The organism is Streptomyces sp. NPDC087420 (assembly GCF_044744165.1).
GTDB lineage: Bacteria > Actinomycetota > Actinomycetes > Streptomycetales > Streptomycetaceae > Streptomyces.
Window position 1 is genome coordinate 1 of sequence record NZ_JBIUXU010000010.1, and the last position, 21,143, is coordinate 21,143.

Here is a 21,143-nt window from a genome sequence, read left to right on the forward strand (position 1 = left end):
TATCTGGCGTTGACTTTTGGCACGCTGTTGAGTTCTCAAGGAACGGACGCTTCCTTCGGTCCCGTCTCCGGGGCCCTCCGGGCGCTTCCCTTCGGCATTTCGTGTTTCAAACTCTATCAGGCCTTTTCAGTGTTCCTGACCACCGATCCGCAGACATGCAAAAGCGGACCCGAGGTAAGGATCAAGGTTTGATAGATGCCGCCGACCCCCGACTCGAAGTCGCGTCGGTGTCAGGCAGGAGTACGACACTACATGCCGTCTCGCGGCCCAGGCAAATCGATTTGTGCCCTCCGACGGGCCGAGTCGTACGGCAGGTCACGTACGGAACCGTCACTTCTTATGACTTACAGTTCTGAACAGCACGTCGTCCCATCACAGGCAGTGACGACGGCTCACGAATCTCCGCCCCAGGGAGGCTCCCCATGACCATCGTGACGGCCCCACTCGCCGGACGCGCCATCGGACTCGCCGCTGTCCCCGACCCGGTGTTCGCCGGGGCGATGGTCGGTCCCGGTACCGCCATCGATCCCGTCCTCAAACCGTCCGTGGCCGTTTCACCGGTGGACGGGGTGGTGGTCTCCCTCCACCCGCACGCCTTTGTGGTCGTCGATGACGAGGGACACGGCGTGCTGACGCACCTGGGCATCGACACCGTGCAGCTCAACGGCCAAGGCTTTGAACTGCACGTCAACAAGGGCGACACCGTGAGTCGGGGTCAGGCCGTCATCGGCTGGGACCCCGGGGCCGTCGCGGCGGCCGGGAAGTCCCCGATCTGCCCGGTCGTGGCGCTCGAAGCCACGCCCGACGCCCTCTCCGCCCTCGTGGAGGACGGCGACCTCAAGGCCGGCGACGCGCTCTTCAGCTGGGAGTCGGCGTAATGGCGACGACGCTGCGCGGCGTCGGGGTCAGCCACGGGGTGGCGATCGGCGAGGTCCGGCACATGGGTACCGCCGTGCTGGAGCCGCCGGCCAAGCAGATCGGTCCTGAGGAGGCCGAACGCGAGCAGGCGCGCGCCCGCCAGGCGGTGGACGCCGTCGCCGCCGATCTCAACGCGCGGGGGAACCTGGCCGGCGGTGAGGCGCAGGCCGTGCTCGAAGCGCAGGCGATGATGGCCCAGGATCCTGACCTGCTGGCCGACGTGGAGCGGCGGATCGCCGTCGGGAGCAGTGCCGAGCGTGGCGTGTACGACGCGTTCGCCTCGTACCGTGCGCTGCTCGCCAACGCCGGGGAGTATCTGGCGGGGCGGGTCGCGGACCTGGACGACGTGCGGAACCGTATCGTCGCCCGGCTGCTGGGCGTGCCGATGCCGGGGGTGCCGGACAGTGACGAGCCGTACGTCCTGATCGCCCGTGACCTCGCCCCCGCCGACACGGCGTTGCTCGATCCGACCCTGGTGCTCGGTTTTGTGACCGAGGAGGGCGGGCCGACCAGTCACAGCGCGATTCTGGCGCGGGCGCTCGGGGTGCCCGCCGTGGTGGCGTTGCCGGGGGCCGTTGAGTTGGCCGAGGGAACGCTGATCGCGGTCGACGGGAGTACGGGCGAGGTCCATGTCGAGCCGTCGGCCGAGCGGCAGGCGGAACTGGAGGAGGCCGCGGCGGCGCGGAAGGCGGCGCTGTCGGGGGTCACCGGGCCCGGCGCCACCTCGGACGGGCACAAGGTGCCGTTGCTGGCCAACATCGGTGGGCTCTCCGACGTCCAGGCCGCGGTTGAGGCGGGGGCCGAGGGGGTGGGGCTGTTCCGTACGGAGTTCCTGTTCCTGGACGACAGCGCGCAGGCGCCGTCGGAGGAGAAGCAGGTCGAGGCGTACCGGTCGGTCCTCGAAGCGTTTCCCGAGGGCCGGGTGGTCGTGCGGGTGCTGGACGCGGGGGCGGACAAACCCCTGGCGTTCCTGACGCCGGCCGATGAGCCGAATCCGGCGCTGGGGGTGCGGGGTCTGCGGAGTCTGCTGGATCACCCGGACGTGCTGCGGACGCAGTTGACGGCGCTGGCGAGGGCGGCCGAGGGGCTGCCGGTGTATCTGGAGGTCATGGCGCCGATGGTGGCGGACCGTGCGGACGCGAAGGCGTTCGCGGACGCCTGCCGGGCGGCGGGGCTGCACGCCAAGTTCGGCGCGATGGTGGAGATTCCGGCCGCCGCGCTGCGGGCGCGCTCGATTCTCCAGGAGGTCGAGTTCCTTTCGCTGGGGACCAATGACCTGGCCCAGTACACCTTCGCCGCCGACCGGCAGGTGGGGGCGGTGGCACGGTGGCAGGACCCGTGGCAGCCGGCGCTGCTGGATCTGGTCGCGCTGTCGGCCGAGGGCGCCAAGGCCGAGGGCAAGAGCTGCGGGGTGTGCGGGGAGGCGGCGTCGGATCCTCTGCTGGCGTGTGTGCTGACCGGGCTCGGGGTGACGTCGTTGTCGATGGGCTCGGCGTCGATTCCGTATGTGCGGGCGACGTTGGCGAAGCACACGCTCGCGCAGTGCGAGCGTGCCGCGTCGGCCGCGCGGGCCGCGGACTCCGCCGAGGGTGCCAAGGCCGCGGCGCAGGCGGTGCTGTCCGGCGAGTGAGGGAAGAGAACCGGCAGGGGCTTTCCGCCATGGTGTGGCGGGAAGCCCCTGCGCCGTTCAGGCGTTCAGGCGTTCAGGCGTTCAGTGGTGGGTGTCCGTGGTGTCGATGCCCAGGTCGTATCCCGCTCGGTATTCGACGCCGGATTCCGGGGAGAGCGGCTCTCCGGTGTCCGCGTCCGTGCAGTAGGCGCTGAAGACCTCGGCCTCGGTGAGCGGGACGAGGTGTCCGTGCAGGAGCCGCCAGCCGTGCAGGCGGTCGGGGGTGTCGGGTGCTGTCGTACGGAGCACGACTCCTCCGGGCCGTTCCAGCGCGATGCCCGCGGCGAGCACCGAGACGAATTCGGCTCCTTCGGCCGGGTCGACGGCCGCGGAGATGTCGCCGGTGTGCTCGGCCTGGAGGGCGGCCAGGAGTTGTTCGTCGGCGGCGGGGATGCTGCACACCATGTGGTGGGTGCCGGGTCCCGCCGCTTCGAGGAGCGCGAACAGGAGACGGGACGCCCGGTCGAAGGCCGCTCGTCCGATGTCCTGGCCGCAGTCGGCGCAGTCCCCGAGGTCGGCGAGCAGCGCGGTGACGTACTCCCAGGTGGCCTTGCGGACCGCCGTGTTGATGAGCAGCGGGACAAGAGTGTCGAGGGGCTGGCCGGTGTAGGCGACGGCGGCGCCGGTCGCGGGGATGGTGGCGGTGAAGCGGCTGCGGCTGGCGGTGGTGTCGGGGTCGTGGCCGCCGGCCGCGCAGAACTCCGCGTATTCGTCGGGGTCGAAGAGGGCGACCGTGGTGTGGACACCCTGGGCGGTGAGCGATCTCAGCAGGGCCTCGATCTGCCGCAGGTAGGCCGCGTGGTCGTCGAAGGTGAAGGTGTCGTACCGCCGCATCGCGGTGAAGTCCTGCTCGTCGGCCAGCAGGCCGACGGTGCTGGGGACTTCGCGCCGCAGTCGGCGGCGCCGGGTGCGGTCGGTCTCGGTCTGCTTGCTGTGGTCGGTGTGCGCCATGACTCCCCCTGAGCGCTGTCGATCATTGCTCACTCAGCGTAATCGGGGGGTCTGACAGCGGGGGTCTGACAGCGGGGTTCCGGCGGCGGTCGTCCGCCGGGCCGGTCAGCGGCGCTCGCGGGCCAGTTCCTCGTAGAAGTGGAGGAGTTCGACGTGGTCGACGGATCCGGCGTTGACGGCCTTGTCGAGGCTCACGCCCTGGAGGAGGCGCTTGACGGGGACCTCGATGCGCTTGCCGGTGAGGGTGTGCGGGACGCCGGGGACCTCGATGATCTCGTCCGGGACATGGCGGGGTGAGAGCTCTTGGCGGAGGGACGTCGTGATGCGGGCCCGCAGCGTGTCGTCCAGCCGCTGTCCTTCGGCGAGGTGGACGAAGAGGGGCATCCAGTAGCCGCCGTCCGGTTCCTCGACGCCGATGACCAGGGATTCGCGGATCTCGGGCAGCCGTTCGACCACTTCGTAGATGTCGGCGGAGCCCATCCGGACGCCCTGGCGGTTGAGGGTGGAGTCGGAACGGCCATGGATGACCACGGAACCGCGGTCGGTGATCGTGATCCAGTCGCCGTGGCGCCAGACGCCGGGATAGGTGTCGAAGTAACTGTCGTGGTAGCGGCTGCCGTCGGGGTCGTTCCAGAAGCGGATCGGCATGGACGGCATGGGCCGGGTGACGACCAGTTCGCCGACCTCGTCGGTGACGGGCCGGCCCTGGGGGTCCCAGGCCTGGAGGTCCGTGCCGAGGCAGGCCGCCTGGAGTTCGCCGATGTGGACGGGCAGGGTCGGTACGGCGCCGGCGAAGCAGCTGCAGATGTCGGTGCCGCCGCTGACGGAGGCGATCCACAGGTCGTCGCCCGCCTCGTCGGCCAGCCAGCGGAAGCCGTCGGGCGGCAGGGGTGATCCGGTGGTGGCGACGCAGCGCACGCGGGAGAGGTCGTGGTCCCGCGCGGGGTGGGCGTCCGCCTTGCGGCAGGCCATGACGTACGCGGCGGAGGTGCCGAAGAAGGTGGCGCCGGTCCGGTCGGCGACGCGCCACTGGGCGTCGATGGCGGGGAAGCCGGGGCTGCCGTCGTACAGGACGATCGTGGTGCCGGTCAGCAGGCCGCTGACCAGGAAGTTCCACATCATCCAGCCGGTGGAGGTGTACCAGAAGAAGCGGTCCTCGGGGCCGAGGTCGCAGTGGAGGCCGATCTGCTTGAGGTGTTCGAGCAGGATGCCTCCCTGGGACTGGACGATGGCTTTGGGGAGGCCGGTGGTACCGGACGAGTAGAGGACCCACAGCGGGTGGTCGAAGGGGACCTGTTCGAAGAGCGGCGGCACGGTGTCACTGTCGTCCGGGCCCGGCTCGACCAGCGCGGACCATTCCAGCGCGCCTTCGGGAGCCGGGGTGCCGAGCAGCGGGACGTGGATCACGGCCCGGAGGGTGGGCAGTTCGCGGCGGAGTTCGGCGACGGTGTCCGTACGGTGGTGTTCCTTGCCGCCGTAGCGGTAGCCGTCGACGGCGAACAGGACGACCGGTTCGACCTGCTGGAAGCGGTCGAGGACGCCGCGGGCGCCGAAGTCGGGGGCGCAGGAGGTCCAGACGGCGCCGACGGCGGCGGTGGCGAGCAGGGCGGTGACGGCCTGGGGGATGTTCGGGAGGTAGCCGCTGACGCGGTCCCCGGGGCGTACGCCGAGGTCGCGCAGGGCGGTGGCGAGCGCGCCCACCTGGCCGCGCAGTTCGGACCAGGACACGGAGTGCTGTTCCTGTGTCTCGTCCACGTGCACGAGCGCGGGCATGTCGGCGCGGGCCGGGTCCAGCGCGGTACGCAGCGCGTGTTCGGCGTAGTTGAGGGTGGCGCCGGGGAACCACTCGGCGCCCGGCATGGTGTCCGCGCCGAGGACCCGTTCGTACGGGGTGGCGAACCGTACGTCGAACCAGTCGGCGAGCGCGGTCCAGAACGTGTCGAGCTCGTCCACGGACCAGCGGTGCAGCGCCGCGTATCCGCCCTCGGCCGGGGCGCCGTACCGTTCCGCGGCCCACGTCTGGAAGCGGGTGACCCCGGCGGCGGCGACGCGTGCGGGGTCGGGCTGCCAGAGCGGTGCGGGGCTGGCGGCTGTGATCATGATGTGGCTCCCGGTCTTGGCGCGGCTGACACGGACGATGCCATGTGATCGTCTTTCGCACCAGATGTCGTTCTCCCTCCGTCGGCGGGGCGGACAGGTGCCCCCACCTCGGGTGAACGGAAGTTGAACGAACTCCTTCCGGTGGCGGGCGAGTGGCAGGCTGAGCAGCATGGACGGTCGTGAACTGGTGCGTTCGATGAAAGTGGTCGGGTCGGTACAGGGGCTCCGCTCCGTGCGGTCGGCCTGGCGGCAGCGGCGTACGGATGCGAGGGCGCTGCCGGAGCGCGGCGCCGAGCGGGCCAGGGTGCCGGGGCAGGCGGCCGGCGCGCGGCCCGAGCCCGGCGGGGGTGTCGTGCGGTTCGCGCGTGCGGAGCTGCGGGTGTGCGTGACGGTGGGCGGTGCGGTGTTCTGGGGGTGGGACGGCGCGGAGCCGCTGCCGTCGTACGCGCTGGCGGGCTCTCCGCCGGATCCCGACCCCCGGGCGGTGCTGGAGCCGGACACCGACGGCGGCTGGCGGGTGGTGTCGGAGCGCGTGATGGTGACGGTGTCGCGCCACGGCGGGGTGGAGATCCGCACCCCGGGCGGGGTCGTATTGCGCCGTGAGCTGCCGCCGCGCTGGTGGGAGCCGGTGGCCGGGGGTGTGGCGCGGTGGGTGCAGCGGACGGAGGTGGCGGCGGACGCGCGGTTCTTCGGTCTGGGCGGGCGGGCGCGGGGGCCGCGGCTGGCGGACGGGACGTACCGGCTGTGGAACACGGATCCCGGCGGGCGGTTCGGTCCCGGGGACGATCCCCTGTACGTGACGATGCCGGTGCAGCTGGTGGTGGCGGACGCGGGGACGCATCTGGCATTTGTCGACAATTCGTGGGACGGGCGCGTGACCCTGCGGGAGGGTGAGGAGGGCGCGGGCTCGGGGCACGACCGGCCGGGGACGAGCGAGCTGCGCATGGACGGCGGGCCGCTGCGGTGTTGGGTGGTGATCGGGACGCCCGCGCGGGTGCTGCACGGCTGGACGGCGCTGACCGGGGCGCCCGTACCGCCGCCGGCCTGGGCGCTGGGTCCGCAGCACGCGCGGTGGGGGTTCGGCAGTGAGCGGGAGGTGCGGCGGATCGTCGCCGGGTACCGGGAGCGGGGCCTTCCGCTGTCGGCGGTGCATCTGGACATCGATCACTACGACGCGCATCAGGTCTTCACCGTGGACCGGGAGCGTTTTCCCGATCTGCCGGGGCTGGCGGAGGAGTTGCGGGCGGACGGGGTGCGGCTGGTGTCGATCGTGGATCCGGCGGTGAAGGCGGCGCCCGGGAACGCGGTGTACGAGAGCGGGCGCGCGGCGGACGCCTTCGTACGGGACGCGCGGGGCGGCGAGGTCCGGGGTGAGGTCTGGCCGGGTGAGTGCGTGTATCCGGACTTCACGGATCCGGGGGTACGGGAGTGGTGGGGCAGCCTGTACGCGGAGCGGCTGGCGCAGGGGTTCTCCGGGGTGTGGCACGACATGAACGAGCCGGTGTCCTTCGCGCCGTTCGGTGACACGACGCTGCCGCGCTCGGCCAGGCACCGGCTGGAGGGCCGGGGCGGTGACCACCGGGAGGCGCACAACGTCTACGGGCTGGAGATGGCGCGGGCCGGTTTCGAGGGGCTGCGGAAACTGCGCCCGGACGAGCGGCCGTTCCTGTTCTCGCGCTCGGGCTGGGCGGGGATGCAGCGGTACGGCGGCACCTGGTCGGGTGATGTGGCGACGGGGTGGCCGGGGCTGCGGGCCTCGCTGGCGCTGGTGCTGGGGCTGGGGCTGTGCGGGGTGCCGTACTCGGGTCCCGACGTCGGTGGATTTGACGGGAGTCCGTCGCCGGAGCTGTATCTGCGGTGGTTCCAACTGGGGGCGTACATGCCGCTGTTCCGTACGCACGCGGCGATCGACGCGGGGCGCAGGGAGCCGTGGGAGTTCGGCGCGGAGGTTTTGGAGCACGCGCGGGCCGCGCTGGCCGAACGGGAGCGGCTGCGGCCGTACTTCATGACGCTGGCGCAGCTCGCGCGGCTGACCGGGGCGCCGTACGTGCGGCCGGTGTGGTGGGGGGCGCCGGAGGACCGGGCGCTGCGGGACTGCGAGGACGCGTTCATGCTGGGGGACGGTCTGCTGGTGGCGCCGGTGCTGGAGCGCGGGACGGACCGGCGGGCGGTGCGGCTGCCACGGGGGCGGTGGTACGACACGGCGACCGGGAAGGCGTACGAGGGACCGGGTCAGGTGCTGGTCGACGCGCCGCTGTCGCGGGTCCCGGTGCTGGCGCGGGCGGGTGCGGTGATACCGGTACGCGGGGAGGACGGGGCGGTGGAGCTGGAGGCGTGGGCCCCGGCGCCCGGGCGGACGGGGGGCGGGCTGGTGATCGGGGATCCGGGCGACGGCTGGGATACGGCGGAGGTGGAGCGGTACACCTCGCGTGTGGTGGACGGTCAGGTCCGGGTGGCGCGGGTGACGGACGGGGGGACCGTGAAGCCGGAGCGGACCGTACGGGTACGGGGCGGGGCGTCCGGGGGGTGAGGGCCCCCGTGGCCGGGGGGCGGTCCGGTGGTGTGCGGGCCCCCGCCCGCGCCTGGCTCAGCGGCGTGGCCCCGTGTCGTACCGGCCGGCGAACCAGGACCGTACCGCCTCGGTGTGGAGCGGGAATGCCAACTCCGCCGGGGCGCGGAGCAGGTGCCACCCCGTCGTCTCGTCCGTGGCGGCCGACGGGGGGAGTTGGGCGGCGGGCCGCTCGGGGAGCAGGCCGAAGACGAGGATGTGCCCGTCCGGGGAGCTGAGCGTGTCGGCCAGCCGTACGTCCTCCTCGGCCGCCTCGATGCCCGTCTCCTCCCTCAACTCCCGTACGAGGGCGTGCTGCCAGGCCTCGCGGTGGTCGATGAAGCCGCCGGGCAGGGCGACTCCCCCGCGCATGGGTTCGATCGTGCGGGTGATGACCACCAGCGCCCGTCCGCCGGTGTCCGTCACCGGGAGCAGCGCGACGGCGACGGGCAGCGGGTTGCGATAGGCGGTGGCGCCGCAGACCGCGCATGTACGGGGCCAGCCGGCGTCCGCCGGGTACGGGGCGCCGCAGCTGCCGCAGTACGCGTTCATCGGAGGCTTCTTCTCGGGCTCGGGCACGCGCGGACTGTATCCGATCACCCTTCCGCCGTTCCCGGGAACCTGATAGATGAAAGGGCTCATGAGCCCTCTTGTGTCACTGCTGCGGGTGCTGACCGCCTCCGCCGTCGCCCTGCTCGCCCTTCCCGCGCCCGCGGCGGGCGCCGTCACCGAGCCACGGGCTCCCGAGGAGTTCGTGGCGCTGCGGTCGGTCGCGCCGACGATCATCCAGGAGATGCGCTACACCACGCCCCACGACTTCATGGGCGTGCCGGTGGACGGGTACCGGCAGCCGGTCTGTCTGGTGACCCGGCCGGCCGCCGAGGCGCTGCGCCTGGCGCAGGGGAGACTGCTGCGGCAGGGCTACTCGCTGAAGATGTACGACTGTTACCGGCCGCAGCGGGCCGTCGACCACTTCGTCCGGTGGGCGAAGGATCTCCAGGACGAGGCGATGAAGGCGGAGTTCTATCCACGCGTCGACAAGTCGCGGCTGTTCGAGGACGGTTACATCGCGGAGAAGTCCGGGCACAGCCGGGGGAGCACGGTGGATCTGACGCTGGTGAAACTGCCGGCGCTGCCGACCCGGGCGTACGTACCGGGTGAGCCGCTCGTCCCGTGCTACGCCCCGCGCGCGGAGCGCTTCCCGGACAACTCCGTGGACATGGGCACGGGTTACGACTGCTTCGACGCGCTCGCGCACACCGACGACCCACGGATCGAGGGGGTGCAGCGCGCCAACCGGCAGCTGTTGAAGAGCACGCTGGCGGAGGTCGGGTTCACCAATCTGCCCGAGGAGTGGTGGCACTTCACGCACCGGCCCGAGGTCTTCCCCGACACCTACTTCGACTTCCCCGTGGCGTGGCGGTCGGTGGTCGGGCCCTGACGGGCGGCCGGCAGGCCCGGCGTGCCCGTACTCCCGGCCGGTCCGGCGGGGAGTACGGGCCACTTCGCCGGGTCCGCCCGGTCGCCCGGGTCAGGTGACGGCGTGTTCGCGGTGGCGCTGCGCGCGGTTGAGCGCGTGCTCCACGACCGTCACGAGGACTTCCTTGACGGATTCCCGCTCGCGCGCGTCGCACATCACCAGCGGGACCTCGGGGTCGAGGTCCAGCGCCGCGCGGACGGTCTCGCCGGGGAAGCGGTCCGCGCCCTCGAAGCAGTTGACGGCGACCGTGAAGGGGATCCCCCGCCGTTCGAAGTAGTCGACGGCGGCGAAGGAGTCGGCGAGGCGCCGGGTGTCGGCGAGGACCACCGCGCCGAGGGCGCCCTGGGCCAACTCGTCCCAGAGGAACCAGAACCGGTCCTGGCCCGGGGTGCCGAAGACGTACAGGACCAGGTCCTCGCGGAGGGTGATCCGGCCGAAGTCCATGGCGACCGTGGTGGTCGTCTTCTCCTCGACGCCGTCGACGTCGTCGACGGGCCGGCCGGCCTCGCTGAGCCGCTCCTCCGTACGGAGCGGCCTGATCTCGCTGACGGCGCCCACCAGGGTGGTCTTGCCGACCCCGAAACCGCCGGCGACCAGGATCTTCAGTGTGACCGGGTCGACCGGGCGGGGCCGGTGGCTAGTGCGCCCGAGGGTCATGGCTCTCTTCTTCCCCGGAGGGGTGGGTGCGGTTCGGATACATCGTGGGTCCCAGGTGGTCGTTGGACGGTCGGTGTCCGCGTGGAAACCGTATCGCTGTGCCTGTCGGGGCGCCGTCAGCCGGAACGCCGTGGAGTCGGAGGGCCGTGCGTCAGAGCGCCCTCAGACCGTCGATCACATCGCGGAGGATGCTCACGTCCGGCAGTTCGGCCGGCGGGACGGGGCGTGTGACATGGACGATCGCGTCCTCGACGAGGTCGCCGACCAGCACCCGCACCACCCCGACCGGCAGGTCCAGGCTCGCGGAGAGCTCGGCGATCGACTGGGGGCTGTCGTTGCAGCGGTCGACGATCTCCACATGCTCGGGTGAGAGCATCTGGTCCCGGCCGGGGTCGTCCGCCTTGGGCTCGGGGATGACGATCGCGATCAGGTCGAGCCGGTGGCGGGTCGCGGTGCTGGTACGGCCGCGCGTCATGGCGTACGGGCGTACCACCGGTCCGGCTTCGCCGTCGAACCAGTGCTGCGCGTCCTGATCTTCGTCACTCATGTCGGCCCCCACTCACCCTCCGGCGGGCAGACCGGACCGCGGCCTCGTGGCGAGGTGGACGCCGACGCGCTTGACCATCAGCGTCATCTCGTAGGCGACCTGGCCCACGTCGGAGTCCGCGTCGGACAGGACGGCCAGGCAGCTGCCGTCACCGGCGGCGGTGACGAAGAGGAACGCCTCGTCCAGCTCCACGACGGTCTGCCGGACGCTGCCGGCGTCGAAGTGCCGCCCGACGCCCTTGGCGAGGCTGTGGAATCCGGAGGCGACGGCCGCGAGGTGCTCGCCGTCCTCCCGGGTGAGGTCCTTCGACGTGCCGGTCGCGAGGCCGTCACCGGAGAGCACAAGTGCTTTGCGGATGCTGGCGACCCGTTCGACGAGCTCGTCGAGGAGCCAGTTGAGCTCTCCGGCGCCGTCCCGGTCGGCGGAGTTGCGTGCTGCGGCGTTCGGTGCGGTCATCGACCGTCCCCCTCCGATGTGGTTCTGTCTGTCTCGCCGGGGCCGGTGGTCTCTTCGGCGTCGTTCTGCCGGCGACCACGCTGCCAGCCTCGCTGGAGCGAGGCCATACGGTTGCGTACTTCGTCCGCGTCCCGCTCGCCGTCCTGCCGGCCTGCGGGCGCCTGTCCAGGGACACGCTCGGGAGCGCTGTCCCTCAGCTGAGGTGCGAGGCTGGCCTGCCGTACGCGGCGGGGCAGGCCGCCGAGAAGGTCGGAGCCTTCGTCGGTCCTGGCGTCTCCCCGGGCCGTTGAGCGGCCCTTCAAGGGCGCGGGGACACCGGACAGCGGTCCGCCCGACGGCGGTTCGGCCTGTCCACGGCCGGTCTCGGCCTGTCCGCGAGCGGGTTCGGCCCGTGTACGGCCGGTCTCGTCGACTCGCCGGCCGCGGTCGGCCACCAGGGTCGGCGGCTTGCGGCGGGGCAGCGAGAGCGGATCGTCGGACCCCCCGGACGCCGGACCCGACAGGGGCTCGTACGGCTCGTGGAGGTCGTGCGGCTCCGGGGTGGGCGGGCGGCCGTCACGCCGGTCGCGGGCCTCACGGGCCTCGTCGCGTGCGCTGCGGACGCCGTCCCGCGCGGTCCGTACCTCGTCGTGCGAGAGCCGTACGTCCTCCCGGACCGGCTCGCGGACCTGCCAGGACTCGCCCGCGTGGCTTCCCGCGTCGCGCCCGCCGAGGCCCAGATCGAGGTCGAGATCGCGCAGGTGCTCACGGGCGCGGAAGATCCCGCCGCGCTCGCTGTCCGTATCCTCGAGACCGGCGATGCCGTCACCTCCGCCACGTATCGGCCTGGTGTCCCTGCCGAGAGGACCCACGGGTGGTTCGAGCTCGACCGGTCCGTCGAGCACGGAAGGACCGCTGCCCAGTCCGGTCGGGATCTGCGCCAGCGCGGTGAGCCGGCCGGTGGAACCGCTCTCGGCGCGGCCCCGGCCGCGCTCCGCGCCCTTGCGGTCGAGCCGGAAGCCCACCCCCTCGGTCTCCGGCGCGTCGGTGAGCAGCGCGACCGGGAGGAAGACGACGGCGGTGGTCCCGCCGTACGGGGAGGGCTGGAGCGAGACACGGACGTTCTGGCGCTGGGCGAGCCGGCTGACCACGAACAGGCCGAGGCGGTCCGTGTCGGAGAGCTCGAACTCCGGTGTCTCCGCGAGCCGCAGGTTGGCGTCCAGCAGCATCTCGGGAGCCATGCCGAGGCCGCGGTCGTGGATCTCCAGGGTGAAGCCGTTGGCGACCCGCTCGCCGTGCACCTGGACGGCGGTGTGCGGGGGCGAGAACACCGTGGCGTTCTCCAGCAGTTCGGCGATGAGGTGCGTGAGGTCGGCGACCGCCGGGCCGCCGACGCCGATGCGCGGGAGCCTGCGGACCTCGATGCGCTCGTAGTCCTCGACCTCGGCGACCGCGGCGCGCACCACGTCCATCAGCTGGACGGGCTTGCGCCACTGCCGGGACGGGGCCGCGCCGGAGAGGATCACCAGGCCCTCGGCGTGGCGGCGCATACGGGTGGTGAGGTGGTCGAGCCGGAAGAGGTCGGCGAGCTCCTCGGTGTCCTCCGTACGGCGCTCCATGGTGTCCAGGAGCGTGAGCTGACGGTGGAGCAGGACCTGGTTGCGGCGGGCGAGGTTGACGAACACCTCGGAGACGCCGCGGCGCAGGTCCGCCTGTTTGACGGCGGCCTCGACGGCGGCGCGCTGGAGCGTGTTGAGTGCCTGGCCGACCTGGCCGACCTCGTCCTTCTCGTAGTCGAGGCGCGGTGCCTCGGTCTCCACGTCGACCTGTTCGCCCGCGGCGAGGCGGCGCATGACGCTGGGGAGGCGGACGCCGGAGACCTCGTGGGCCTCCTTGCGGAGCTGGGAGAGGTCGCGGATCAGGTCGCGGCTGACCCGTACCGACACGATCACGGAGACGAGCAGCGCCAGGAAGCCGAGCACACTGGCCAGACCGGCGCGGAAGTAGGTGCCTGAGCGCAGCGGGTCGATGTGCGCCGCGTAGAGGGTGTCGGCGCGGTTGCTCTCCTGGTGCAGGTCGTCGAGGACGGGGCCGGTCATCTTCTGCCAGCCGGCGACGTCGATCACCCGGGGGCTCGCGCCGGCGCCGGCGGTGATCAGGCTGTCCTCGGTGGAACCGAGCGTCAGGGTGGAGGGCGTGCGCCAGTACTGCTCCAGGATCGCGCGGTCCCGGGCGGGCAGGTCGGAGAGGTTGGTGCGGTAGAGCAGCGTGCGGTTCGCGACGAGGTCGGAGACCCGGCGGATCTCCTGCGCGTTGATGCTGCCGGTCATCAGGGCGGAGGTGACCAGCGCGTCCTCGCGGGAGAGCATTTCGCGGGCGAGGGCCATACCGATCAGCGCGCGGCCCCAGTTGTCCGCGTCCACCTCCTGAAGACCGTGCAGGGTCGAGAGGAAGGTGAAGCCCGGGTCGACGATCCGGCTGTAGAAGTCCAGGGCCCCGGAGCGGGAGATCTTGTTGTTGTCCACCGAACGGCGGGTGGTCGCCAGGTCGTCCAGTCCGCCGATGACGGAGGTCAGTTGCTGGGCGGTGACGGCGTCGAGGTCGGAGCGGACGTCGGGCGTCGCGTTCGCCTTGACCCGGGCGGCGACCTTGTCCGTGTCGGTACGGCTCTTCTGGAGGGTGACCCGGGCGTCGGGGGCCCGGGGGTCCGCCAGGTAGATCAGCGTCTGCCTGCGCTCGTTCTGGACGACGCGGATCGTGTCCTCGACGGGACCGCCGACCTTGCCTATGACGTAACCGACGTCCAGGAGCCGCTTGGCGTCGCTGCCGGTGAGCGTCGTCGCCAGGGCCCAGAGGGCGGTGAGCGAGACGAGCGGCACGAGCAGCAGCGCCACGATCTTCCGGCGGATCGACTTCCCGCGAAAGCGCATGGCCTCCCCCTGCTCGATCCCCGCCCGATGCGGGGGTCTCCCGGTGAACTTCCGTCAACAAACGGCGCGAGCCTACTACTGTCACACCGACAACTCGAAGACACGTCCGGATGTTTTTCGGCCGCCTCCCTACGACTTGATCATGAGTTGTCCCGGTATTCGGCGAGTTGCCGTCCGTTACTGGGACGAAAAACGGCAGGCCGGACGACGTATGAACTCTCAACCAGATGGCCGGAATCGTTCCGCGGCCGTCACGCTCGGGAATCTTCCCGCGTCGCTGGTCGTCCTTGTGTACGGAGATGTCCTGTGTGCGGGGTCTCCGTGGGGGGCGTGGATGTCCTGGTGTCGCATGTGCGGATGTCCTGGTCCCGTGTGTGCGGATGTCCTGGTGTCGTGTGTGCGGATGTCGCTCTGGGCGGGCGTGAAGCGGCGGAAGCCGGGCAGTGACCCTTGAGGCCGGACCTACGGCGGGCCTCGGGGCCGGAGTTGTGGTCGGACAGTGGTGGGGAGTGACAGGTCCATGGATACGGATCAGCGGCGTGGTGCGGCGCCGGCGGACGACTTCTCGGGGGTCTCGCAGGGGTTTCCGGGAGGCTCGCGGCAGCTCTGGGTGGAGGAGCCCGCGGTCAGGTACCGCATGCCGGATCCGGTCAGGAGGGCGGCGGTCCGCGCGGTGATCATCGCGTCGGTGACGCTGATTCAGGCCATGATTGCGTTTCTCGGCACGCTCACCGCCTCCTGGCTGGCGTTCCCGATGGTGATCAGCAGCGTCGCGTCGACGGTGGTCGCGACCTGGTCGGTGCTGGACGTATGGGTGACGCGGCAGGTCTGGAACCAACGCAACGGCGTGGTGTCCGTACCGAGCAGCACGGCGCGGCAGTTGCGCCGGGAGCGGCGCAGGGCCCGGCGTACCGCGCGGAGTTCGGCGCGGGACGCGGAACGTGCCGGGGGACGCATACGGAGGCCCCGCGCCGACCGGGCGCCGGAGCGGAGCCACGGCCTGGGGGGCGAGCGCGGGCGGGAGCGCGGCGGCAGCCGGCTCAGCCAGGCGTAACGGTCTACTCCTGGGCGGCTTCCGCTCCCTCGGTGGCGACGGCGTCCTGACTCCGTTTGAACATGCGGGTCGCGGTGATCTCGCCGTGGACGACCTCGCCGTCCGGGTCCTGCTTGGGCAGACCGGGGCGCAGGTGTTCCTCCACGCTGATGTACTTCAGCCCCGCGCGCAGGTCCGCGTCGTTGCGCAACCGGATGACCAGGGGGAACTCCGCGAGCGCCGTCGTGTCGAAGAGGCCCGTGGTGTAGAGGAGTTGCACGCCGAGAGCGTCCGACACCGCGCGCTGGAGCTCCAGCAGATACGTGGCGTTGGCGCGGCCGATGGGGTTGTCGAGGAAGAGCGTGCCCGCGTGGCGGTGCTTGTCGCGGCCCCGGTCGTTGCTGCGCAGCGCCGCCATCGTGCAGTAGAGGGCGATCGCCGCGGTGAGCAGCTGGCCTCCGGAGAAGACGTCGCCCATCTGCCCGACGGGGACACGCTCGGCGCGCAGCACGGCGTCCGGCTTGAGGATCTCGACGGCGATGCCCTTGGGCTGGAGCGCCGCCTGGACGCCGCGCAGGAGGAGGGAGATGCCGTCCCTGCGGAGGTCGGAGTTCTTCTTGAGGGCGGCGCGGGTCGCCTCGTCCACGACGTCGCCGAGCCGCTCGGTGAGAGTCGTACGGTCCGGCTCCTCGAAGCGGATCCGCAGGAACTCCTGCCCGGACCACTCCCCCAGGCCCTCCGGCAGCCGGGAGAGCCGCTGGGCGGACCGGAGCGTGGTCAGGGCGGACTCGACCAGGCCGCGCAGCCGGTCGACGATGGACTCGCGGTTGCGCTCCAGCTGCGCCAGCTCGTCCGTCAGGACACGGAGCCGGGGGGCGAAGGCCGCCGCCCAGCGCTCGGCGTGTTCCGGCAGGGCGGACGCGGGCAGTTCCCGGATCTGCTGGCGGGCGGGAGTCCTGACCTGCTCGTAGCGGGTGGAGTTGGCGTGCCGTACGAGGACGTCGCAGGTCTCCCGCAGGGCGGCGTCCGCCGTGGAGAGGTCCTGGGCGCAGGCACGCAGGGACCGGCGGGCCTCGGCGGCGGCCTGCCTGGCCTCCTCCAGGCTGCCGGGATACGGCTCCGGCGGCTGGGCCGTCTCGTCGGTGGCGGTGTCGTCGGCGACCGCGCCGCGCAGCAGGTCGCGCAGGAGGGCGCTCGTCTCGTCGAAGCCGCCCGCCGCGTCCTCGGCGGCGCGGTGGAAGTGGAGCAGCTCGCCGTGGGCGGCGCGGGCGGTGTCCAGCGCGTCGGTGCGCAGGGCCCGTTCGGTGGTGGCGGTACGGAGCATGCTCTGCGCCTGCTCGACGTCCGCGGGGACGAGATCCTCGGGCAGGTCGGTGTGCGCGCCGCTCTCGCCCTCTCCGTCGGCGGGGGCGAGGCGTTCGGCCTCGCCACGCAGGCGGCCCAGTTGCTCGCTGGCGGTCGTGGCGCGGGTCTCCAGCATCTGGACGAGTGACTCGGCGCGGGCGGCGGCGGCCTGGCGGGACGGGCCGTCGGCGCCGTCGGTGGATTCGAGGAGTTGGGCGGCGCGGGTGCGGACCTTGTTGCTGAGCCGGTCCAACTCGGTCACGGCGGCGCTCTCGTCGCTCTCGGCGCGGGACTGTTCGGCGCGGAGGTCGGCGCCGACGCCGACCTTCTCGTATAGTTGGGAGGCGGCGCGGTAGGCCTCGCGGAGGGCGGGCAGGGCGATGCGGGGGGCGTCGGGGGCGGGCTCCGGGAGGGTTTCGGGCGCGCCCGCGATCTCGGCACGTTCGGCGCGCAGGGCGCGGGCGGTCCGGCGGGCGTCGTCGGCGGCGCGCTGGGCGGCCCTGCGGTCCTCGTCCGAGGCGCGGGCCCGCTCCAGGCAGGCGGCGGCCCTGGCCTCGGACTCGGCGGCGTCGTCGGCCAGTTCGCGGAGCTTCGCCTGCCAGGCGGCGCGTTCGCGCAGGCGGAAGGCGAGACCGGCGAGGGCGTCGGCGACGCGGCGGGCGCGCTGGGCGGTCTCCTGCCGTTCCTCGCGGACGCGGGCGGTGTCGGCGGCGGCCTCGTCCGCCTCGGCCCGTACCGTACGGGCCTCCACGAGCGCGGCCTCGGCCGTCACGGCGGTCCGCCTGGCGGTCTCGGCCGCCTCGGCGAGTTCGGTGAGCATGCCGGGCGGGCAGTCGGCGCGCCAGGAGCCGAGGCGGGCGGCCAGGGAACGGTCGCCGGCCAGGCGGGCGGCGAGTTGCTTGATGTCCTCGTCGCGGACGGTGGCGCGGGCGCGCAGGGCCTGGCGCTCCTCGTCGGCGGCGTGTTCGTCGTGCATGGCCGGGTTCGGCGGTACGAGGAACACCCCGCCGTCGTCCAGGCCCGGCGCGCCGGGGCCGGGCACGGGCGCGAGCAGCGCGGCGGCCGTCCCGACGGCGACGGCGGACCGGGGCAGCAGGGCGGCACCGGCGAGGACGTCACGGGCGCGGGCGTGCGAGGCGGGGTCGGTGATCACGACGCCGTCGACCAGCTCGGGCCGGGCGGCGAGGACGGCGGCGTGGTCGCCGGGGTCGACGGCCTGGGCGAGGTAGCGCCAGCCGGGGAGGGCGGGGATGCCGTGCTCGCCCAGGTACTCGACGGTGGCCAGGACGTCGGGTCCCGGCGGCAGCAACCCGCCGTCGCCGAGGGCGCCGAGGATCCGGGAGTCGTCGGCGGCGACGGTGCGCAGGTCGAACAGCCGGCGCTCGGCGGAGGCGATGCCCTGGTCGAGCAGCTCACGCAGCTCGTCGGCGTACCGGTCCAACTCGGCGGGGGTGAGGGGCGCGTCGGACGCGCGGCGGGGGGCGGAACGCTTGCGGCGGGCGGGGACCGGGTGGTCGCCGTCGTGGCCGGAGGGGTCGTCGGCGTCGGCCGAGGGGCCTCGGGGGTCACCGGCGCTGTCCAGAGCCGTGGCGTTGGACGTGTCGGCGCTGCCGGACGTGACCGCGGGGGCGCCCATGAGGTCGTCGTGAGCCTGACGGCGTTGGCCGTCGGACGCCGTACCGGACGCGCCTGAGGCGTCACCGGTCACCCCGCCGGTCCGACCGGCGTCGTGCGAGCCGGTGGCGGTGCCACCCTGGTCACCACCCCGGCCGATGAGCCGGCCTCGGTCCGAGGCCGGCCCGGAGGGGTCGGACGCCGCCCCGTCGTCACCGGAACCGCGGGGGCCTGCGCCGGGGGCCGTTGCGGAATGGCCCTGGGCCGCGGGTCCGGCGTCGCCGGGGGCACTGCCCGCCCCGTCGCCCGACCAGCCGCTCCCGCCGCGCCCCGTACCCGCCGAACCGCCCGAACCTGCGCCGGGCGCAACCGAAGTGTGGCCGTGGGCTCCGGGGCCGGTCTCGCCGAGGTGCCCGACCGCGCGGTCGCCCAACCCGTCGTCCCCGCTTGCGGCCGTACCCGGCGAACCAGCCCGCGCTGCGCCGGGCTCCGCCGAGGGACGGTCCTGGGCCGTCGATCCAGCCTCGCCAGGGAGCCTGTCCGGTTGGTCGCCCGCCCGACCGCTCCCGCCTGTCTCCGTACCCGACAGAGCCGCCCGGGCGTCGCCGGGCGCTGCCGGATGACGGCCCTGGCCGGCCCGACCGGCCTCGCCGGGGGCCCCGGCCGGGCGCTCGCCCGACGAAGCGTCCTCGGCGGACGTCGTGCCCGGTGAACCGCCCTGGGCTTCCCCGGCCGTCACCGAAGAGGCGTCCTGGGCCGCTGGGTCGGCCTCGCCCGAGGCCCTGTTCAGGCGGTCGCCCGACCAGTCGCTCTCGCTTGTCGCCGTACCCGGCGAACCGCCCCGGGCTCCGCCCGGGGTTGGTGGAGTGCCGCCCTGGGCCGGGGGAACGGCCTGGCCTCGTGCCGCCTCCGGGGTGGGCTCCCGCAGGGAGCCGTTCGGCGGGGTGGTGGGTGTGGGGAGCTTTGCGGTGACCCTTGTGGGGCGGGATGAGCGTTCGTGGATGGCGGGGCTCGTGCGGGGTGGGGTCTGGCTCGTGCGGGGGGCCGGGACTCCGGGCTGAGGCTGGGGGGCCGGGGGGAGGCTGAGCAGTTCCGCGAGGCGGTCCTCCTGGGCGAGGGACTCGGCCGCGCGGCGCTCCGCGTCGTACGCGTGCTCGGCGGCCAGGGCCGCGTCGGCGGCGCGGGCCGCGGTCAGTTCGGCGCGGGACTCCTCCGCCGCCGCCTCCCTGGCGCGCTCCGCGGCCGTACGGGCCGCCTCGCGTGCGCCGTCCCACGCCGCCACCGCCGACTTCTCGGCGTCCGTCGCGGCGAGCGCCGCGCGGGCCGGGTCGGCGTCCGGCGCGGTGTTGTCGAGCCAGCCCGCCCGTACCGCCTCGGTCGTCTCCTGCTCCACCTCGCCCAGCCGCTGGCGCAGATGGCCGATCTCGCTGCGGGCGCGCTGCGCCTCGGTCGCGGCGGAGGTCGCGTCGCGGTGGGCGGCCTCGCCCGACTCCTGGAGGACGGCGGAGCGCTCCTCCTCCTCGTTCGCCAGGCGTTCCCCGTCCTCGGCGGCGGCGTGCAGCGCGCGGACGAGATCACCCGCGGCCGTGGCGCGCGCTGCCAGCGCGGGGGCCGCGTCCCGCTCGGCCTCGCGGATCGCGACGGCGACGCGCGCCGCGCGGTCGGCGGCGGCGCGGTGCCGCAGGACGGCCTCCGCCGCCTGCCAGGCGGAGTGGAGCGTACGGGCCTCGGTCAGTTCACGGCGCTGCGCGGCGGCGCGCTTCTCGGCGACGGCGAGCGCCAGGGAGGCGTGGCGGTACGCCAGTTCGGCGGCGATCAGCGCGCTGCGGCCCCGCGCCTGCTCGGCCCCGGTCACGGTGTGCGCGGCGGCGGTGACCCGCTGGGCCAGCTCGGCGGCCCGGTCGCGCTCCTCGGCCCCGCGGGCCGCGATCCGCCGTACGAGCGTACGGGCCCGGCGCTCGGCGGCCGTGTGGATGTCACGGGCCCTCGCGCGGGTGCCGGTGGTCTCGACGATGCGGCCGAGCAGATCGACCGATCCGGCGGTGAAGTCGCGCTCCGCGGTCAGCTCGGCGCGGCGGCCCAGCTTGTTGCCGAAGCCGCCGACGAGGTCGGCGAGGCCGTCCGTGTCGCGGGTGTCGGTGACGGCGCGCAGCAGCAGGTCGGTGAAGTCGGAGTCCTTCTTGACGGCGAAGAGGCCGGCGGCCTCGCCCTCGTCGGCGTTCATCTCCCGCTGGTAGCGGAACAGTTCGGGGTCGAGTCCGAGATCCCCGAGGTGTTCGTTCCAGCGGTCGTGGATCTCTTCCCAGTGGACGTCGAGGTGGAGATAGAACTTGCCGGCCTCGGTGAGCGCGTCCCGGAAACCCTTCATCGTGCGGCGCCGGCCGCGCGCGCCCGAGGCGCCCTCGGTGGGCGGCCGGACGGAGGTGGCTTCGGCGACCGGCAGGGAGTCCAGGCTGAGCCCGGGGCCGGGCCGGAAGGAGTACCAGCCCTCGGTGAACTTCCTCGGGTCGTTGGACACCTGGCGCCCGCGCCACTCACTGGCCTTGCCGACCACGACCAGTTCGCCGGTGAGGACGTGCTGCCACTCCAGGGCGACATGGCCGCAGTCGTCGGCGAGGAGGAACTTGCGCAGGACGCCGGAGCTGGCGCCGCCGAGGGTGTTGCGGTGTCCCGGCAGCATCACCGAGAAGATCAGCTTGAGCAGGACGGACTTGCCGCCGCCGTTCTCCAGGAAGAGCACGCCGGCGGGGGCGGGCCGGCGCGGCGGCCCGACGGGCTCCTCCTCGAAGAACTCCGCCTGCGCGGGGGCGGGGTGAGGCACGGGCGCGCCCACTCCGCGCAGGTCGAGCACGGTGTCGGCGTAGCGCGCACCGGCAGGGCCGATGGAGTAGAGGCGGACCCGGGACAGCTCGTACAT

General features: G+C 73.1%; 14 protein-coding genes. 6 read left to right on the plus strand and 8 right to left on the minus strand.

Annotated features, from left to right (window positions below):
- The 3 genes from ACIO1C_RS21340 to ptsP all read left to right on the plus strand — a co-directional run.
- On the plus strand, positions 1 to 192 hold a 192-nt coding region (locus ACIO1C_RS21340), incomplete at its 5' end, for a hypothetical protein (RefSeq protein ID WP_356431280.1).
- A gap of 230 nt (positions 193 to 422) precedes the next feature.
- Positions 423 to 878, plus strand: a complete 456-nt coding sequence (locus tag ACIO1C_RS21345) for a PTS glucose transporter subunit IIA (RefSeq protein ID WP_401865848.1) — start codon at positions 423 to 425, stop codon at positions 876 to 878.
- Positions 878 to 2,548, plus strand: coding sequence for a phosphoenolpyruvate--protein phosphotransferase (gene ptsP / locus ACIO1C_RS21350; RefSeq protein WP_401865850.1), 1,671 nt, complete (start codon positions 878 to 880; stop codon positions 2,546 to 2,548). Before ACIO1C_RS21345 ends, ptsP begins: the two co-directional genes overlap by 1 nt.
- Before the next feature lie 81 nt (positions 2,549 to 2,629).
- Here ptsP and ACIO1C_RS21355 read toward each other — a convergent pair whose 3' ends face one another.
- Both ACIO1C_RS21355 and ACIO1C_RS21360 read right to left on the minus strand, forming a co-directional pair.
- Positions 2,630 to 3,538 carry a hypothetical protein gene (locus tag ACIO1C_RS21355; RefSeq protein WP_401865852.1) on the minus strand — a complete coding sequence of 303 codons (909 nt, stop codon included), beginning with the start codon at positions 3,536 to 3,538 and terminating at the stop codon, positions 2,630 to 2,632.
- 105 nt (positions 3,539 to 3,643) lie between these two features.
- Positions 3,644 to 5,638: an acetoacetate--CoA ligase gene (locus ACIO1C_RS21360; protein WP_401865854.1), complete on the minus strand. Its 1,995-nt coding sequence runs from the start codon at positions 5,636 to 5,638 to the stop codon at positions 3,644 to 3,646.
- A 169-nt stretch (positions 5,639 to 5,807) separates the two neighbouring features.
- Here ACIO1C_RS21360 and ACIO1C_RS21365 point away from each other — a divergent pair, with 169 nt between their 5' ends.
- Positions 5,808 to 8,168, plus strand: coding sequence for a TIM-barrel domain-containing protein (locus ACIO1C_RS21365; protein ID WP_401865856.1), 2,361 nt, complete (start codon positions 5,808 to 5,810; stop codon positions 8,166 to 8,168).
- A 57-nt stretch (positions 8,169 to 8,225) separates the two neighbouring features.
- Here ACIO1C_RS21365 and ACIO1C_RS21370 read toward each other — a convergent pair whose 3' ends face one another.
- Positions 8,226 to 8,738 carry an NUDIX domain-containing protein gene (locus tag ACIO1C_RS21370; protein ID WP_401866348.1) on the minus strand — a complete coding sequence of 171 codons (513 nt, stop codon included), beginning with the start codon at positions 8,736 to 8,738 and terminating at the stop codon, positions 8,226 to 8,228.
- Positions 8,739 to 8,826: 88 nt separating this feature from the next.
- Here ACIO1C_RS21370 and ACIO1C_RS21375 point away from each other — a divergent pair, with 88 nt between their 5' ends.
- Positions 8,827 to 9,627 carry a M15 family metallopeptidase gene (locus ACIO1C_RS21375; protein WP_401865858.1) on the plus strand — a complete coding sequence of 267 codons (801 nt, stop codon included), beginning with the start codon at positions 8,827 to 8,829 and terminating at the stop codon, positions 9,625 to 9,627.
- A 90-nt stretch (positions 9,628 to 9,717) separates the two neighbouring features.
- Here ACIO1C_RS21375 and ACIO1C_RS21380 read toward each other — a convergent pair whose 3' ends face one another.
- The 4 genes from ACIO1C_RS21380 to ACIO1C_RS21395 all read right to left on the minus strand — a co-directional run bounded on the left by ACIO1C_RS21380 (position 9,718) and on the right by ACIO1C_RS21395 (position 14,235).
- The gene (locus ACIO1C_RS21380) at positions 9,718 to 10,323 is read right to left on the minus strand and encodes an ATP/GTP-binding protein (RefSeq protein ID WP_161312777.1); all 606 of its coding nucleotides are present in this window, start codon (positions 10,321 to 10,323) and stop codon (positions 9,718 to 9,720) included.
- Between the two features lie 151 nt (positions 10,324 to 10,474).
- On the minus strand, positions 10,475 to 10,870 hold the full coding sequence (locus ACIO1C_RS21385; protein ID WP_327237611.1) for a DUF742 domain-containing protein: 396 nt from the start codon (positions 10,868 to 10,870) through the stop codon (positions 10,475 to 10,477).
- Between the two features lie 12 nt (positions 10,871 to 10,882).
- Complete coding sequence (locus ACIO1C_RS21390; protein WP_161312779.1) at positions 10,883 to 11,326, minus strand: roadblock/LC7 domain-containing protein; 444 nt, start codon at positions 11,324 to 11,326, stop codon at positions 10,883 to 10,885.
- Positions 11,323 to 14,235: a nitrate- and nitrite sensing domain-containing protein gene (locus ACIO1C_RS21395; protein ID WP_401865861.1), complete on the minus strand. Its 2,913-nt coding sequence runs from the start codon at positions 14,233 to 14,235 to the stop codon at positions 11,323 to 11,325. Before ACIO1C_RS21395 ends, ACIO1C_RS21390 begins: the two co-directional genes overlap by 4 nt.
- 520 nt (positions 14,236 to 14,755) lie before the next feature.
- On the opposite strand from ACIO1C_RS21395, the gene ACIO1C_RS21400 reads away from it, so the two are divergent.
- Positions 14,756 to 15,289, plus strand: a complete 534-nt coding sequence (locus ACIO1C_RS21400) for a hypothetical protein (protein ID WP_401865863.1) — start codon at positions 14,756 to 14,758, stop codon at positions 15,287 to 15,289.
- Between the two features lie 4 nt (positions 15,290 to 15,293).
- Here the strand turns inward: ACIO1C_RS21400 and ACIO1C_RS21405 are convergent, their stop codons facing one another.
- Complete coding sequence (locus ACIO1C_RS21405) at positions 15,294 to 21,143, minus strand: hypothetical protein (RefSeq protein WP_401865865.1); 5,850 nt, start codon at positions 21,141 to 21,143, stop codon at positions 15,294 to 15,296.

Coding starts and splice junctions, on each gene's coding strand:
- ACIO1C_RS21355 (WP_401865852.1), bottom strand. CDS start 3,538: ATGGCGCACACCGACCACAGCAAGCAGACCGAGACCGACCGCACCCGG.
- ACIO1C_RS21405 (WP_401865865.1), bottom strand. CDS start 21,143: ATGTACGAGCTGTCCCGGGTCCGCCTCTACTCCATCGGCCCTGCCGGT.
- ACIO1C_RS21345 (WP_401865848.1), top strand. CDS start 423: ATGACCATCGTGACGGCCCCACTCGCCGGACGCGCCATCGGACTCGCC.
- ACIO1C_RS21370 (WP_401866348.1), bottom strand. CDS start 8,738: ATGAACGCGTACTGCGGCAGCTGCGGCGCCCCGTACCCGGCGGACGCC.
- ACIO1C_RS21360 (WP_401865854.1), bottom strand. CDS start 5,638: ATGATCACAGCCGCCAGCCCCGCACCGCTCTGGCAGCCCGACCCCGCA.
- ACIO1C_RS21385 (WP_327237611.1), bottom strand. CDS start 10,870: ATGAGTGACGAAGATCAGGACGCGCAGCACTGGTTCGACGGCGAAGCC.
- ACIO1C_RS21380 (WP_161312777.1), bottom strand. CDS start 10,323: ATGACCCTCGGGCGCACTAGCCACCGGCCCCGCCCGGTCGACCCGGTC.
- ACIO1C_RS21395 (WP_401865861.1), bottom strand. CDS start 14,235: ATGCGCTTTCGCGGGAAGTCGATCCGCCGGAAGATCGTGGCGCTGCTG.
- ACIO1C_RS21400 (WP_401865863.1), top strand. CDS start 14,756: ATGGATACGGATCAGCGGCGTGGTGCGGCGCCGGCGGACGACTTCTCG.
- ACIO1C_RS21375 (WP_401865858.1), top strand. CDS start 8,827: ATGAGCCCTCTTGTGTCACTGCTGCGGGTGCTGACCGCCTCCGCCGTC.
- ptsP (WP_401865850.1), top strand. CDS start 878: ATGGCGACGACGCTGCGCGGCGTCGGGGTCAGCCACGGGGTGGCGATC.
- ACIO1C_RS21365 (WP_401865856.1), top strand. CDS start 5,808: ATGGACGGTCGTGAACTGGTGCGTTCGATGAAAGTGGTCGGGTCGGTA.
- ACIO1C_RS21390 (WP_161312779.1), bottom strand. CDS start 11,326: ATGACCGCACCGAACGCCGCAGCACGCAACTCCGCCGACCGGGACGGC.